The 13780-nt window shown below is 65.0% G+C and carries 15 protein-coding genes; 6 read left to right on the plus strand and 9 right to left on the minus strand.

What is annotated here, in order from left to right; all coding sequences use genetic code 11:
• Positions 1-317 precede the first annotated feature (317 nt).
• Positions 318-839 (plus strand): hypothetical protein, encoded by a 522-nt coding sequence (locus QY049_RS09685; RefSeq protein WP_194477877.1) that lies wholly within the window; start codon positions 318-320, stop codon positions 837-839.
• A 162-nt stretch (positions 840-1001) separates the two neighbouring features.
• Here QY049_RS09685 and QY049_RS09690 read toward each other — a convergent pair whose 3' ends face one another.
• Positions 1002-1781, minus strand: coding sequence for a protein phosphatase CheZ (locus QY049_RS09690; RefSeq protein ID WP_194477876.1), 780 nt, complete (start codon positions 1779-1781; stop codon positions 1002-1004).
• A 315-nt stretch (positions 1782-2096) separates the two neighbouring features.
• Here QY049_RS09690 and QY049_RS09695 point away from each other — a divergent pair, with 315 nt between their 5' ends.
• The gene (locus QY049_RS09695) at positions 2097-2912 is read left to right on the plus strand and encodes a L,D-transpeptidase (RefSeq protein ID WP_258763842.1); all 816 of its coding nucleotides are present in this window, start codon (positions 2097-2099) and stop codon (positions 2910-2912) included.
• A 69-nt stretch (positions 2913-2981) separates the two neighbouring features.
• Here QY049_RS09695 and QY049_RS09700 read toward each other — a convergent pair whose 3' ends face one another.
• The 6 genes from QY049_RS09700 to QY049_RS09725 all read right to left on the minus strand — a co-directional run bounded on the left by QY049_RS09700 (position 2982) and on the right by QY049_RS09725 (position 8604).
• Positions 2982-3818 (minus strand): DUF2076 domain-containing protein, encoded by an 837-nt coding sequence (locus tag QY049_RS09700; protein ID WP_258763841.1) that lies wholly within the window; start codon positions 3816-3818, stop codon positions 2982-2984.
• Between the two features lie 126 nt (positions 3819-3944).
• On the minus strand, positions 3945-4790 hold the full coding sequence (locus QY049_RS09705; RefSeq protein ID WP_258763840.1) for a ChbG/HpnK family deacetylase: 846 nt from the start codon (positions 4788-4790) through the stop codon (positions 3945-3947).
• A complete protein-coding gene (locus QY049_RS09710; protein ID WP_258763839.1) occupies positions 4787-5848 on the minus strand; it encodes a glycosyltransferase family 2 protein in 1062 nt (353 codons plus the stop codon). The genes QY049_RS09705 and QY049_RS09710 overlap by 4 nt, the downstream gene beginning before the upstream one ends.
• 100 nt (positions 5849-5948) lie before the next feature.
• Complete coding sequence (gene hisG, locus QY049_RS09715) at positions 5949-6926, minus strand: ATP phosphoribosyltransferase (RefSeq protein WP_194477871.1); 978 nt, start codon at positions 6924-6926, stop codon at positions 5949-5951.
• 3 nt (positions 6927-6929) lie between these two features.
• Positions 6930-8081, minus strand: a complete 1152-nt coding sequence (locus QY049_RS09720) for an ATP phosphoribosyltransferase regulatory subunit (protein ID WP_194477870.1) — start codon at positions 8079-8081, stop codon at positions 6930-6932.
• A gap of 298 nt (positions 8082-8379) precedes the next feature.
• Positions 8380-8604 carry a hypothetical protein gene (locus tag QY049_RS09725; RefSeq protein WP_194477869.1) on the minus strand — a complete coding sequence of 75 codons (225 nt, stop codon included), beginning with the start codon at positions 8602-8604 and terminating at the stop codon, positions 8380-8382.
• Positions 8605-8863: 259 nt separating this feature from the next.
• Between QY049_RS09725 and QY049_RS09730 the strand changes: the two genes are divergently transcribed.
• Positions 8864-9370, plus strand: a complete 507-nt coding sequence (locus QY049_RS09730; RefSeq protein ID WP_258763838.1) for a hypothetical protein — start codon at positions 8864-8866, stop codon at positions 9368-9370.
• Positions 9371-9380: 10 nt separating this feature from the next.
• Complete coding sequence (locus QY049_RS09735) at positions 9381-10391, plus strand: helix-turn-helix domain-containing protein (protein ID WP_258763837.1); 1011 nt, start codon at positions 9381-9383, stop codon at positions 10389-10391.
• Positions 10392-10506: 115 nt separating this feature from the next.
• Here the strand turns inward: QY049_RS09735 and QY049_RS09740 are convergent, their stop codons facing one another.
• Positions 10507-11262 carry a 16S rRNA (uracil(1498)-N(3))-methyltransferase gene (locus QY049_RS09740; protein WP_258763836.1) on the minus strand — a complete coding sequence of 252 codons (756 nt, stop codon included), beginning with the start codon at positions 11260-11262 and terminating at the stop codon, positions 10507-10509.
• Positions 11263-11473: 211 nt separating this feature from the next.
• Here QY049_RS09740 and QY049_RS09745 point away from each other — a divergent pair, with 211 nt between their 5' ends.
• Together QY049_RS09745 and ubiA are read left to right on the plus strand one after the other, a co-directional pair.
• Positions 11474-12130, plus strand: coding sequence for a hypothetical protein (locus QY049_RS09745; RefSeq protein WP_194477865.1), 657 nt, complete (start codon positions 11474-11476; stop codon positions 12128-12130).
• Positions 12131-12273: 143 nt separating this feature from the next.
• The gene (gene ubiA, locus QY049_RS09750) at positions 12274-13230 is read left to right on the plus strand and encodes a 4-hydroxybenzoate octaprenyltransferase (RefSeq protein ID WP_258763835.1); all 957 of its coding nucleotides are present in this window, start codon (positions 12274-12276) and stop codon (positions 13228-13230) included.
• A gap of 6 nt (positions 13231-13236) precedes the next feature.
• On the opposite strand, the gene QY049_RS09755 is transcribed toward ubiA, so the two are convergent.
• A complete protein-coding gene (locus QY049_RS09755) occupies positions 13237-13755 on the minus strand; it encodes a DUF6101 family protein (RefSeq protein ID WP_258763834.1) in 519 nt (172 codons plus the stop codon).
• Positions 13756-13780 lie beyond the last annotated feature (25 nt).

The following is a 13780-nucleotide window of genomic DNA, read 5'->3' on the forward strand; positions in this document are numbered from 1 at the left end:
ACGTTTCCCTTTGGAGGCTCGCTTTTCCGAAAGCAGCGGAAGTGGGTGGGGGCGGCGCTCCCGTTCCCCCTCTTCCCGAGGGTCGAACGGTGCGCTTAGCAATCGGTCTTTCCGAGTGCTAATAGTGCGCAGGGGATATGGCTTGGCTGCGATCCTGTCAAGCAAAGGTGGTTAAGCGATTGGTGAGGCGGATATAGGATGGTGGCACTGGAAACTCGTTCGGGGAAGAGACGTATCTTAGGACGTCATTGCCCTGGTTGCGGTTTTGCGCTTGGCTGCGGAAGGGATGCGGCCGTGGTCTTGTTCGGGGGAATGCCATGATCAGTTCAGCTCACGCGCGCACGGTTGCCAATCTGGCGGCGGCCTCTTGCCTGGCGCTTCTGCTCGGTGCCTGCGGCGGCGGTATGAGCCTGCCGTCGTTCTCCTCGTCCCAGCCGGCGCCCGAGGCCGAGCCCGGCACCGCTCCGGAAATGCCGGCCTCGATCCGCGCCGACGAGATCGTCGGCCGCTGGGGTCTTGCCTCGTTCCAGAACCCGGCCGATCGCGCCCGCACCGAGGCGGCTGCGCGGGCGCAGTGCAAGAATCCCTACGTGATCGGCGCCGGTTCCTCCGGCGGCGTGATCATGCATCTGGCCGACCAGGCCACGCCGCAGGAACTGCGGCTGAAGGGCTCGCCGAGCGGCAAGAACTATATCGGCCCCTCCGGCCCGACGCCGGGCGAGCAGGACCGCGAGATCGTCTCCTTCGACGGCCGCGTCATGATCACCCGCTTCGTCGACAAGGACGCCGCCACCCGCTACGGCAACATGGTCTACGTCCGCTGCGGACCGAAGGCGTAGCTGATTTCTGTCATTCCGGGGCGGTCCGCAGGACCGGACCCGGAATCTCGAGCTTCCGGGTTCACGCTTGGCGTGCCCCGGAATGACAATGTGAGACAGGATCAAAAAACAAAAAACGCCGGCTTGCGCCGGCGTTTTTGTTGTTCGGTTTGCCGCGTTCGCCTAGTCGAACAGCGCGTCGATGTCGTCCTGCGAGGCGTGGCCGACGTCGCCGGCGAGCTTCGGGCCGTTGAGGAGCTTGTCGTCCTCGCTGCGGGTGTCGACCTGGGCGGGTGCGTGGGACTTGATCGCGTCGACGCCGCCCCAGATGTCCATCATCGAATTGATGTGCTGCTCGATGAACTTCATCGTGGTCATGACCTTGCTGATGCGCTGGCCGGTCAGGTCCTGGAAGTTGCACGCCTCGAAGATCGAGATGACGCGTTCCTGGATGTCGTCGGCGAGGCGCTTCTGCTGGTCGACCGAGTCGACCTTGGAGAGGGCGGAGGCCGCCTGGTCGATCGACTCGGCGGCTTCGAGGATCTGCTGGGTCGCCTGTTCGGTGCCGCCGACCACCGCGCCGAGCTCGCCATTGACCTTGGCCATCTCGCCGCCGTCGAAGCTCTTGCCGTGCAGGGTCGCGATCTCGCGCTTGGTGCGGTCGATGGCGTCGTGGATGAGGTCGAGCTCGACCTTGAGCTTCTCGCACTGCTCGATCTGGGCCCGATAGGTATCGAGCATCGTGCGTGCGTCGGAAAGTTCCTGGGCGGTGGAGGCGTCGATCGCGGCCATCGCCGCGCTGCCGGTCAGGGGCACGCTGCCCTTCGCCATCTGGGCGCGGATCGCACGCAGCTCCGCCATGATCTCGTTATGCATCGGGCCTGCCTCTTCTGCTACGTCAAGAATCGGCAACTCGCCACCGGCGATATCCTCGACACGAAAACGCTTGCGGTGAACAGCCATCAGGATACTCCCCCACCTCATTCACGCGTCTTTGTAGACAGAAGCGATTTAACACGAGGTTCACGGCAGGAACCGTCGTGCGGCCGCGCGCCACGGCGAAGCAGACACTCGATTAACCATGAGGCGGCGCCCTTCATCGAAAATAAACGCTGATCGCCGAATTGCCCCGCCGTTCGCGACGTGGTGAATCGAAACGCCCGATCCGTTTACCAAACGCAACGGAGTTTGCTCTTTATTGACCACGTCGAGGACGCGGACATCAGCCAACGCGTCCGGCGACGAATGCAACAAGACGAAACAGTACAGAGTACGTCGATGTTCAAGAAAATGTCTGTCGCGCTGCTCGGCAGCGCATGCGCCTTCATTGTCGGCGCTACCAGCGCCAGCGCCTTCGACAATACCGTGCCGAACGATCCGCCCGCGGTGCTCTACCAGCCGCGGGTCGCCCCGGCGCCGGTGCGCGTCGCCTCCAACGCCAATATGGGCGGCGGCTTCATCGAGTTCCTGTTCGGCGATGGTCCCGGCCGCGCTCCGGGCTATGCACCACAGCAGTCGATCTATCAGCAGCAGCCCGCCTACAACGATCCGCGCCGCCTGCCGCCGATGGGCGATCCGCAGATGCAGGGCGGCTATCAGCAGGGCGCGAGCTACCAGCAGGAGGCGATCGATCCGCGGCAGCGTCCGTTCGATCCGAAATTCGAGAAGCAGCTTGTCGACTATAGCGGCAAGGAAAGTGCCGGCACGATCGTGGTCGATTCCAACAACAAGTTTCTCTATCTCGTCGAGGGCAACGGTCGCGCGATGCGTTACGGCATCGGCGTCGGGCGCGAGGGCTTCACCTGGACCGGCGTGAAGTCGATCACGGCCAAGCGCGAATGGCCGGATTGGACGCCGCCGGCGGAAATGATCGCGCGCCGCCCCGATCTGCCCAGGCACATGGAGGGCGGCCCGGAAAATCCGCTCGGCGCGCGCGCGATGTATCTCGGCTCCACGCTCTACCGCATCCACGGCTCCAACGAGCCCTGGACCATCGGCACCAACGTCTCCTCGGGCTGCATCCGCATGCGCAACGAGGACGTCATCGACCTCTACGGCCGCGTCAATGTCGGCACCAAGGTCGTGGTGATGTGATCTTCCGACGTTCGACATGAAAACGGCCGCCTGCCGGGCGGCCGTTTTTGTCTGGCGCTGAGGGCAGCCTCACGCGTAGTCGCTGCCGCCGTCGTCTCCGCCGCCGAAATCGCCGTCGTCGGCCATGTCCACATTGCCGTTGTCGTTGTCGTCGTAGTTCTGATCGTCACTATCGCGATCGTTCGACCCTTGGTCGAGGAAGCCCTGACGGGAGTCGCGGTTCGAGCCGATGTCGTTGAGGCCTGCATCGCGGGCGAGCGAGCTGCCGGACTGGTCGCCGCTCCAGGGCGAGCCGCCACCGCGTTCCTCGATGATGGTGGTGTCGCCAAAAGCCTGATGCGATCCGCCGCCCATCATGCCGCGGATGCTGGAGAGCAGCAGCGAGCCGCCGACCACCCCGGCCGCGGCCGCCGCCGCCGTGCCCAGGAACGAGCCGCCGCCACCGCCGACCGGGGGGGCGCCGTATCCTTGTCCGTATCCTTGTCCGTATCCCTGGCCTTGCCCGTAGGCCTGACCATAAGGCGGCTGGCCATAACCCGGCTGGGCCTGCTGCATCGCCTGCCCGCTGTTCCAGACCGGCCGCTGCTCGCGCGGCGGCGGCACGTTCGGAACCGAGCCGCGCGATTGGCCCCCGCCAAACAGCGTATCGCGCATGGTGTCGAGGAAGCCGCCGGACTGCGGCTGCTCGGGGGCATGGGCCGCTTCCAGCTCCTGGATGCGGTTGTGGGCGCGCTTGAGCGCCTCGTCCTGCAACAGCGTGGTCTGCACCAGCGCGTAGACGGCGCCGGGCGCCTTGCGCAAGCCATCCGAAATCGCGGCGATCGCGTCGGGATCGCGCGGTGCATTCTCCAGTTTCGAAAGCCGGTCGAAAAGCTCGTCGACGAGCTGGCGTTCCTGCGGCGTCATGGTCAGTCTCCCTCGCGCGAAACAAGCGCAAGCGGGATGTAGGGTTCCATTATGGCCCCAACAGTGGCGGCCGGATTAAATTTCGGTATGCGACAGACTGCCCTGTGGGCCGGCTTTTCGCCGGTTTCATCCCAATGTCACGTCACTGGTCGCGAGAAGCTGCGCGAATGCGTCGCTGGCGAGATAGGCATGCTCGCGCTCGCGGACGTCAGTCATCGGATCGAGTCCAACGAGGATGTCGTCGACGAAGCCGGGATGGCACATCACCAGGCCGCCCTCGGGGAGGCCGTCGAGGAACTGCCGCATCAGCTCGCCGAAATCGGCCGCGCGCGTGAAATCATAGGCGCCGGCAAAGGCAGGATTGAACGCGAGGCCGGCACGCCCCGCCTGGCGGCGGAATTGTGCGCTGAGCACATCGAGCACCATTGCCTTGGGCGAAGCCAGTCGTTGCGCGAGGGGCAGGTCGCGCCCGCCCTGGCGCACCCAGGCCTTTGGTGCGATCTCGCTGACGGCGTCGACAAAGCCGTCGCGCACCTGCGGAAACAACTGCACATGCTGATGGCCGTCGATGAAGTCGGGTGCGCGGCCGAAGGCTTCCGCGAAAGCGGCGAGTTGCGCTCTCACTTCGTTGCGGAAGAACTCGCTGTCGAGTCGCCGCATCAATCCGGCGCGCAGCAGCCTCGGAAAGACCATGAACATGTCGCCGTCGAGCGGACGGAAATGCATGGTGAGGGGCCGGAACGGTGCCGACAACGTCACGTGCAATCCGATCGCGCAGCGCGGGCTCGCCTTCGCTGCGGCTTGAAGTGTCTCGACCTCGCGTTGCTCGATCGCGGGGCCCACCACCATCACAGATGTCGCGTTGAGGCGGCCGCGTTCGATCAGGTCGCGGATGGCGCGGTTGACGCCGGGGCTGATGCCGTAATCGTCGGCGCAGAGCCAGATCCGTCGCGGCGTGGCCGCCGCGCTCATTCGGCCGCGGTCCTGTTCGATGCGTCCTGGCTTGAAGCGTCCTTTGCCTTGTCGGCCTCAAAATGCTTCTCGCTGTGCTCGGCGACGAAGTAGATCGGACGCGCCTTCAGCTCGGAGAGGATCTTGCCGATATATTCGCCGACGATGCCGATCATGATGAGCTGCACGCCGCCGATCGTCATCAGGCCGACCACGAGCGAGGGATAGCCCGGCACCTGCTTGCCGGTCGTGAAGACCTCCCAGAGGATGGACAGGCCGAACAGGAAGGCGACGCCGGCGAGGATGACGCCGAGCAGGCTGGCAAAGCGCAGCGGTGCCACCGAGAACGAGGTCACGCCTTCGATCGACAGACCGAGCAGGCGCGCGGCGCTGAAGGTCGTCACCCCATGGACGCGCGGCGCTGGTTCGTAGTCGACGCGAATCTGGCGGAAGCCGATCCAGCTTGCGAGGCCCTTGAAGAAGCGGTTGCGCTCCGGCAACTGCCTGAGCGCCGTGACCGCGCGGGGCGACAGCAGGCGGAAGTCGCCGGCGTCCTCCGGAATCTTCTGGCGCGCGCCCCAGTTGATCAGCGTGTAGAAGCCGCGCACGGCAACACGACGCAGGAAGGGCTCGTTGTCGCGGTGCGCCTTGGCGGTATAGACGACGTCGTAGCCGTCCTCGATCCAGTGCCGCACCAGCTGTTCGACCAGCGCGGGCGGATGCTGGCCATCGCCGTCCATGAACATGACGGCGCCGAGCCGGGCATGGTCGAGGCCGGCCATCAGCGCCGCCTCCTTGCCGAAATTGCGCGACAGCGACACCACCTGCACGTCGATCGGGTCCGCCGGCAGCGAGCGCGCAACCGACAGGGTCGCATCGGCGCTGCCGTCGTCGACATAGACGACCTCGCAGGCGAGCCGGTAGCGTTGCAGCAACGTCTTGGCGAGTTCGCAGATGCGCTGGTGCAGCATGGCGAGGCCCGCCGCCTCGTTATAGACGGGGACCACAATCGACAGCCCCTTCGCAGCGGCGTTCGCTGCGGTGGTGGTCAGGCCGGAAACGTCAGAGCCCAGCATCATCGATCAAGGTTCCAGAGGCCGTTCAAGATCATTCAACAGCATATGGTAGCTGCCGCTTGCTGTCGCTACGCTGAACGAAGCTGCTCGACAAACTTTGGGCTCACCGCTGCAGGAAAGCCTCGAGCTTGGCGAACAGCGGGTTCTCCCGGTCGAACACGTAGTCGAGCGAGACCACCGAGACGGTCTCGGCGCCATGCTCGCGCAGGAAGCTCGCGAGCGCGTACAGCTGCCCCGGTGGGCAGTGCAGCGTCAGCATGCCCGAGGAGGTCGGCCCGCCGAACGGGGCTTCGACGCCGAACCGGCTGTGGGCTTCGCCGAGCAGCGCAGCATCGCATTGCCGGAAGCGGGTCCGCACCTCGCGGTATTTGTTGGCGCGCGCCCGTGCCGCGATGTGATCGAGGATGACGCGCGCGGTCTCCAGGAACTGGGGCGACCAGTCGGCGTGCTTCGAGGCCACCAGATTGGCCTGGCTGCGCAGCATCACGCCGTCGTCGAGCACCCGCAGGCCGTTGGCGGCGAGCGTCGCGCCCGTGGTGGTGATGTCGACGATCAGCTCGGCGCTGCCGGCCGCCGGGGCGCCTTCCGTCGCGCCCGCGCTCTCGACGATGCGGTAATCGGTGATGCCGTGGCTCTGGAAGAAGCTGCGGGTGAGGTTGACGAACTTGGTCGCGACCCGCATCCGCATGTGATGCTGCTCGCGGAAGCCGGTGGTGACGTCGTCGAGATCAGCCATGGTGCGGACGTCGATCCAGGCCTGCGGCACGGCGACCACGACGTCGGCATAGCCGAAGCCGAGCCCGTCGATCAGGGACACGTGCTTGTCGGCGTCCGCGATGTTTTCGCGCACCAGGTCTTCGCCGGTGACGCCGAGATGCGCGAGACCGCGGGACAGCTGCGAGGCGATCTCGCTCGCCGAGAGATAGGCGACCTCGACATTGTCGAGGCCCGCGATGGTACCGCGATAGTCGCGGGCGCCTCCGGCTTTCGACAGCTTGAGCCCGGCGCGGGCGAAGAAGCCTTCCGCGTTTTCCTGAAGACGGCCCTTGGAGGGAACGGCCAGAACGAATGGCGCGCTCATGACTTAAGCTCCCACCTTGCGGCCGATCTTGGTCAGCGCGTCCACCCAGACCGAGAAACCGACCGCAGGGATCGGCTCAGCCGAGCCGAGCTGGGTCATCAGCCCGTCATAGCGGCCGCCGGCCACCAGCGGTTCGGCGCCGTTGCCCTTGTGATGCAGCTCGAATTCGAAGCCGGTGTAGTAATCGAGCCCGCGCCCGAACGCGGTCGAGAAGCGCGTGTTCTTCACGTCGATGCCGCGCGCGGCCATGAAGCCGACCCGGCTTTCGAACTGGTCGATCGCGCCGGCGAGATCGAGCCTTGCGTCGGCGGTGAGCGCGCGCAGCGCGGCGACGGCATCATCGGGATTGCCTGATATCGACAGGAAGCGCTTGAGGACGGTGATCGCTTCGCGCGGCAGCGCGCCGCCCTTGAGCGTCGACTGCTCGAGGAAGCGGTCGGCGATCTCGGCCGTGGTGCGGCCGCCGACATTGGTGGTCCCTGCGATCGACATCAGATCGGTCACGAAAGCCAGGGCCGCCTTGCGGTCGGAGCCTGCGAGCGCGGCCAGCACACCCTCATATTCGCTGCGGGTCGCAGTGGTTGCAGCAGCCAGCCGCTCCAGATCCTGCTCCAGGCTGATCTTGCGGTTGAAGTCCTTGACCAGGCGGCGGCGCCAGACCGGGTAGAGGTTGAGGGCGTCGAGCAGCGCATTGAACAGCGCCACGTCGCCGGTGCGGATTTCGACGTCGCGCACGCCGAAGGCGCTCGTCGCCTCCAGCGCCAGCGCGAGGGTCTCGGCATCCGCGGCGGCGCGGTCCTGGCGACCGAATGATTCGATCCCGGCCTGAAGGAATTCGCTGGCATGGCCGCTGCGGTAGCGGAACACGGGCCCCAGATAGCTGAACCCGGCCGGCTGGCCGGCACGGCCGGAGGCGAGGTAGTCGCGCGCCACCGGGATCGTCAGGTCGGGCCGCAGGCAAAGCTCCTCGCCGGACAAATCCGTCGTCAGATAGAGGCTCTTGCGGATGTCCTCGCCGGACAGGTCAAGGAACGGCTCGGCCGGTTGCAGGATGGCGGGCTCGGCCCTGACGTAGCCGGCCTGCGCGAACGACAACAGCAGCGTATCCGCCCAGGCGGCGGAGCCGGCAGCATTTGAGGTGGCAGTCGCGGTCATCTCAGGGGGTCCATCGTCCCGGCAGAGCCGGGCAGGGCAAGGGGTGCCACGGGGAGGCACAGGAATTGGCGCAGCCCTTAGCATGGCCGGAAAACGGTTTCGACCTCCAAAGGATCAATCGCTTAACGAGTTTCGAGGCGTCCGGACGATCCTGCAGGCGTCACCCCGCAGGGCGGCCGAGATACCCCATGGGGTGCGTGCGGATCTCGACTCGACCAGCGGCACAAAAGTAAAATAATACCTTTTATGGTCAATCCTTGCTGTGTGCGACCGTCGTTGCAGCGGAAGCGCATGCGGCTCATTCAATGCGATCAGGGACGTCTTTGCGCTGTTCCACAGCCGTCGCGTCGGCCGCGGCAAGATCTGCAGCGCTTCCTGCGGCATTCAATTCGGCGTCTTCGGCGAGCCGCTCTGCCAATTCGATAATTCTCCGCCGCTTGCGCGCGTCGGTGATGCTGAGAAAGGCCTTGATCAGGCGCAAGTCCTGGCGTCTGCGGATGTCGAATTCCACGTCGTCGTCCATGGCCACTTTTTTCCGCCTCGACCGCCGGCTGAATGGAGGCGGCATCATCGACATCGTTGGATGCTTTCGTGGGCCGTCGTCGCCGACGGTCGGCCGCAAGCCCGATCGCGAATTGGTCCGACGCAGAGCCCCATGCACCCGCAACGTCACAATGAGAGATTGAGGACTCTTGGCAAGTTGTCACATACTCAATTTGGGTATGTCGGGCGACACGTTCGATGCTGGCTTCGTTTACAAGATGAATGTTGGTTTCCGATTCATGCGCAATGCTTCAGATATTATCCGGACGGTCTCGCGTCATACGCTCGCTTACATGCTGTTTTCGATCAGCGAGATGTTCCGGAACTACGACGAATTCGATCCGATGGACCTTCTGATCATTCACGCGATTCTCAATGCGAACGTCATCAACGTGATGAACGATCCGTCGTTGGACGAGAAGTTTTCCAGCATCCACACGGTCGAGCCGGATACGATCAAGCAGGGCGTGTCCCGCGCGGCACTCTCCCGCTTCCTGAGCCTGCCGCTCGAGACGGTTCGCCGTCGCGTGGCGGGGTTGAAGAGGCGGAAGATTCTCGCCGAGACAAAGGCCGGGCTGATCGTGACCGAGCAGAACGCGTTCAGGTTCGGCAACAACCACGAACTGCAGAAGACCAACATGCTGCTGCTCACGAAGCTGCTTCGCGATCTCAAACGCGCCGGCATCAACGGTCCGGATGATCTGCGAGCTCCCGACGGTGCGGCAGCGGCCAGAAAGGCGACGTGAGCGGCAGGATATGGATCAGAGCCTTCTCGACATTGCTCGCGATGGAACGCAAAAAGGCGCGGCGGAGCGCTTGTTGTCGTTCCAGGGTCTCAAGCCGTCCTCGGCGCTCGAGCTTCAATCGTACGACATCGATCATTTCGGGGACAGCGAGAGATATGCCGGTGCGTCCAGCATGCCGTTGTCGCCGGGCTCGACTGCGATCATGCGCGCGCGGCTCAGCCTGCCGAATCTCAGCCTGTCTCTGGTGAAGACCTTCCCGCGGATCATCAGCGGCTACCAGTTGGCCCATGCCGTCGCAGTGGTGGTGCCGATGGACCAGGTGACCTCGACCTGCATCAACGGGCAATCAATCGGCAGCTCCATCCTCGTGCTGAAGGGGGCTTCCGATTGTCTGGTCCATGAGCCTGTGGGCCGGTTGATCGGCGTCGTCTACTTCACGCCGCCCGCGCGGGATCCCTGGTTACAGCTGGATGACGGCTATCATTTGCTGAGCGCGCCATCGGATATGCTCGCCTCCCTTCGTCGCCTGATTGCGGCAACGCTGGAAACAGCGGCCAATGATCCCGAATTCCTCAACGAGCCGACCTCGCAAGCGGAAGTCGAACAAGCGCTGCTTGGCGCGATGGACAATGCCGTTCGTTCCAGCGTGAACAGCAAATCGGTGCACGCCACGACGGAGAGTTACCTGCGGATCGTCGCCGACATGGAAAGATTGATCCGCCACGATCTCACGGTTTGGCACAAGACGACCGAACTGGCGGAGCGCGTTGGCGTGTCGGTTCGCACGCTCCAGAGTGCGACCAAGGCCATCTGCGGCATGAGTCCGCATCGCTATAGCCGGGTCTTGCGTCTCTGGTCAGTGCGCAAGCAGCTGCGCGCTGGTCCTGGACGGCGCAGCGTGAAGGCCTGCGCCATTGCGCATGGCTTCTGGCATCTGAGCGAATTCGCGGCGAGCTACCGGGCGGCGTTCGGAGAGCTGCCCTCCGAGACCCTGCATCGATCGCTGCGCGAGCACAGCTAGCCGGTCATCCCGACGTGGTCATCGTGAATTCGACCGGATCGGCCTGCTCAGTCCCCCCTCCCTTCGGGAGAGGTGATCATCGCGGGGGCGTATCGATTCAGCCAAAACTCTCCCCTTAGCTGCTCGCGCCGCCCCAATCGCCCAACACCGCCTGGACCAGCGCCAGCGCCGCGACCGCGGCCGTGTCGGCGCGCATGATCCGGGGTCCCAGCGCGAGCCGCAGGATCTTCGGCTGCCGCAGCAGCAGCGCGCGCTCTTCCTCGGCGAAGCCGCCTTCCGGGCCGATCAGCACGTCGATACCTCCGCCCGGCTCGAAGGCATCTTGCAGGCTTTGAATGGGGCTTTGGACCTCCGCCGCCTCATCGCAGAAGATCAGCAGGCGGTCGGCCGGGCGTTGACCGAGGTAGCGCTCGAGCGGCACCGGTTCGGTCACGGCGGCGATGCTCAAAATGCCGCATTGCTCGGCGGCCTCGACCACGTTGGCGCGCATCCGCTCGGTGTTGACCCGTGAGGCCTGGGTGAACCGGGTCAGGACCGGTTGGAGCGTTGCGGCGCCCATCTCGACCGCCTTCTGGACCATGTAGTCGAGCCGGGCATGCTTGAGCGGGGCGAAGACATAAGCGAGGTCCGGCAGTCGGTCCTGGGGGCGGACCTGCTGGAGGATGACGAGATTGTCAGGCCGCTTGCGGCCTTCGATCGCGGCCTGCCATTCGCCCTCGCGGCCGTTGAAGGCCAGAACCTCGGCCCCGGCGGACAGCCGCAGCACGTTGCCGAGATAGTTGCTCTGGTCGCGGTCGAGCGGAATCCTGGCGTCCTGGGCCAAGGGGGCATCGACGAACAGGCGCGGGGCGCGAAAATCGAGGGAGGGCATAGGTCAAAAGTCCAATTTGCCGCCGTTCTTAACCGAAACCAGCCATTTCGGGGTTAAATATTGCCAGATTGCTGCGGCGGCACGCCGCGCTCTTGCCCTATTCGACGGGTTGTTAAGGCCTGGCGGGAATCGTAAAATCGCCAGCACGCTGGTTGCGCTTCAATTGGGAAGACGCCGAACCCCGCAAGCTCCTGCCGGAGAGACACTCTTGATGATCCGTCGTTTGATGGTTCCGATGACTGCCGCCATGGTCGCCATGGGCGCCGCGGGCGCTTACGCCCAGGGGTTCCCGGCGCCGTTGCCGGGCCAGGGCGCCTCCGATCCCGCATTTCCGCCCGTCAACGGCCGAGCGCCGGTCGCCTCCGTCGGCGCCCCACAGGCTTCGTTCCCGGTCAACGGCGCGGCTCCCATCGGTGGCGCCGGCGCTTTCAGCGCGGCCCCGCCGACGCAAGCCGGTCCGGGTGAGGATTGCATGAAGGCGTTCGTACCGCTGCGCGAGGACGCCGAGAAGCGCGGCAAGTTGATCAAGGCCGCGAGCGACCGCCACGCTCCGCCCGACGAAGCCTGCAAGTTGATCAGGAGCTTCGGCCAGGCCGAGCTCAAGATGATCAAGTATATCGAGACCCACGCTGCCAAATGCGGAATCCCGCCGACCGTCAGCGCGCAGATGAAGGAAGGTCACAAGAACACCGAGACGATGCAGACGAAGGTCTGCAACGTCGCGCAGCAGATGGCGAACCAGCCGCGCGGTCCGGCCGGTCCGTCGCTGAGCGAGGTAGTGGGATCGGGCTCTGCACCGGAAGCCAATGCCGGCAAGAAGGGCGGCAGCACCTTCGACACGCTTAACGGCAACGTCCTCACCCGATGAGGCCAAGTGCCGCCGATTTGAAGTTCCTACAGTGCTTGCCGCGAACTCTTTCTGGGAACTTCAAATCGACAAGCGACACGTGAAGCAAATTTTTCTGGCTAGTGCCGTTATCGTTTTCGAAGTTCGTACCGGAATGCGTAGCGATGGAATACGAACTTCGAAAACTGGGCACTGACGCATCCGCCCGCGTTGCCGACTCTACCGGCAACTGGGTCGATACGCTCGCGCCGCAATGGGCGCGGCCGTATCTGCGCCTGTCCCGCTTCGATCGTCCGATCGGCTCCTGGCTTCTCTTGATGCCGTGCTGGTGGTCGGCCGCGCTCGCCGGCGGCATGGCGCATGACGTCCGCGGCCTGCCGCTTACAATCGTGCTGTTCTTCATCGGCGCCTTCGTGATGCGCGGCGCCGGCTGCACCTGGAACGACATCACCGACCGCGACCTCGACGACAAGGTCGAGCGCACCCGCTCGCGGCCGCTGCCGTCGGGGCAGGTGACCACGAAGCAGGCGCTCGCCTTCATGGTCGCGCAGGCGCTGATCGGGCTCGTGGTGCTCCTGCAGTTCAACCGCTTCGCGGTCCTGACCGGCATCGCCTCGCTGCTGATTGTCGCGATCTACCCCTTCATGAAGCGCATCACCTGGTGGCCGCAGACCGTGCTCGGTCTCGCCTTCTCCTGGGGCGCCTTGATGGGCTTCGCCGTCACCTTCGGACGCATCGATGTGACGGCCTTGGTGCTCTATGCCGGCGCGATCTCCTGGGTGATCGGCTATGACACCATCTACGCGCATCAGGATGCCGAGGACGATGCGCTGATCGGCATCAAGTCCACCGCGCGCCTGTTCGGCGCCCACACGCACCAGGCGCTGATCCTGTTCTACGGGCTCTCGGTGGTGCTGATCGGTGTCGCGCTGGCGTCGGGCGATGCGCGCTGGCCGGCGTGGATCGGCCTTGCGGCCTTCGCTGCGCATCTGGGCTCGCAGATCGTGCGGCTCAATACCAGCGACCCCGCGCTGTGTCTGCGTCTGTTCAAGTCGAACCGCGACGCGGGCCTGCTGCTGTTTGCGGGATTGCTGACCGACGCGGTGATGCGGGCGGCCTAGCTTTGCTCAATTCCTGGCGATGATCTCGCGCTCTGCGCGGTGAACCGGCAACTCGCGCGCCATGGCGGTGCGGCGGCGCATCAGGAATTTCGGACGGCGGGCGCGGATCGCGTTGGCGCGGCGACGGCGCGGCGCGGACTTGCGTGCGCCTTCGTCGAGTTGCGGCAGCGCGAATATCTCGCTCCAGATCGCCCAGGCTTCGGTGAGTTCGTCGCCATCGGCGCTGACCAGTAGCGGAACGGAGAGTGAGGGATCGCGATGCACCAGCACGAGGGTCTGCGCCTCGTCGCTGCCGCGCAGCGCGACGCCGGTGAAGTCGCTGACGCGGACGTTGATCGCCATCTGCATGCCGCGGACGGCACGGCGCAGCACGACACGCTCGCGATGAAGCTCGATTTGCCTGGTGTAGCCGTCGGCGCGCGGATCGTGCGCATCGAAGCGGACCGGAAGGGAAAGAGGGTCGAGCCGCAAGCTGCGGCTCGACCCGGCGGGAGCGGCCCCGCATGTTGCTGTTTGACGCCTCACGGCTTTACTTCTCCCCGCCGGGATT

The sequence above is a fragment of the Bradyrhizobium sp. WYCCWR 13022 genome (assembly GCF_030435535.1).
GTDB lineage: Bacteria > Pseudomonadota > Alphaproteobacteria > Rhizobiales > Xanthobacteraceae > Bradyrhizobium.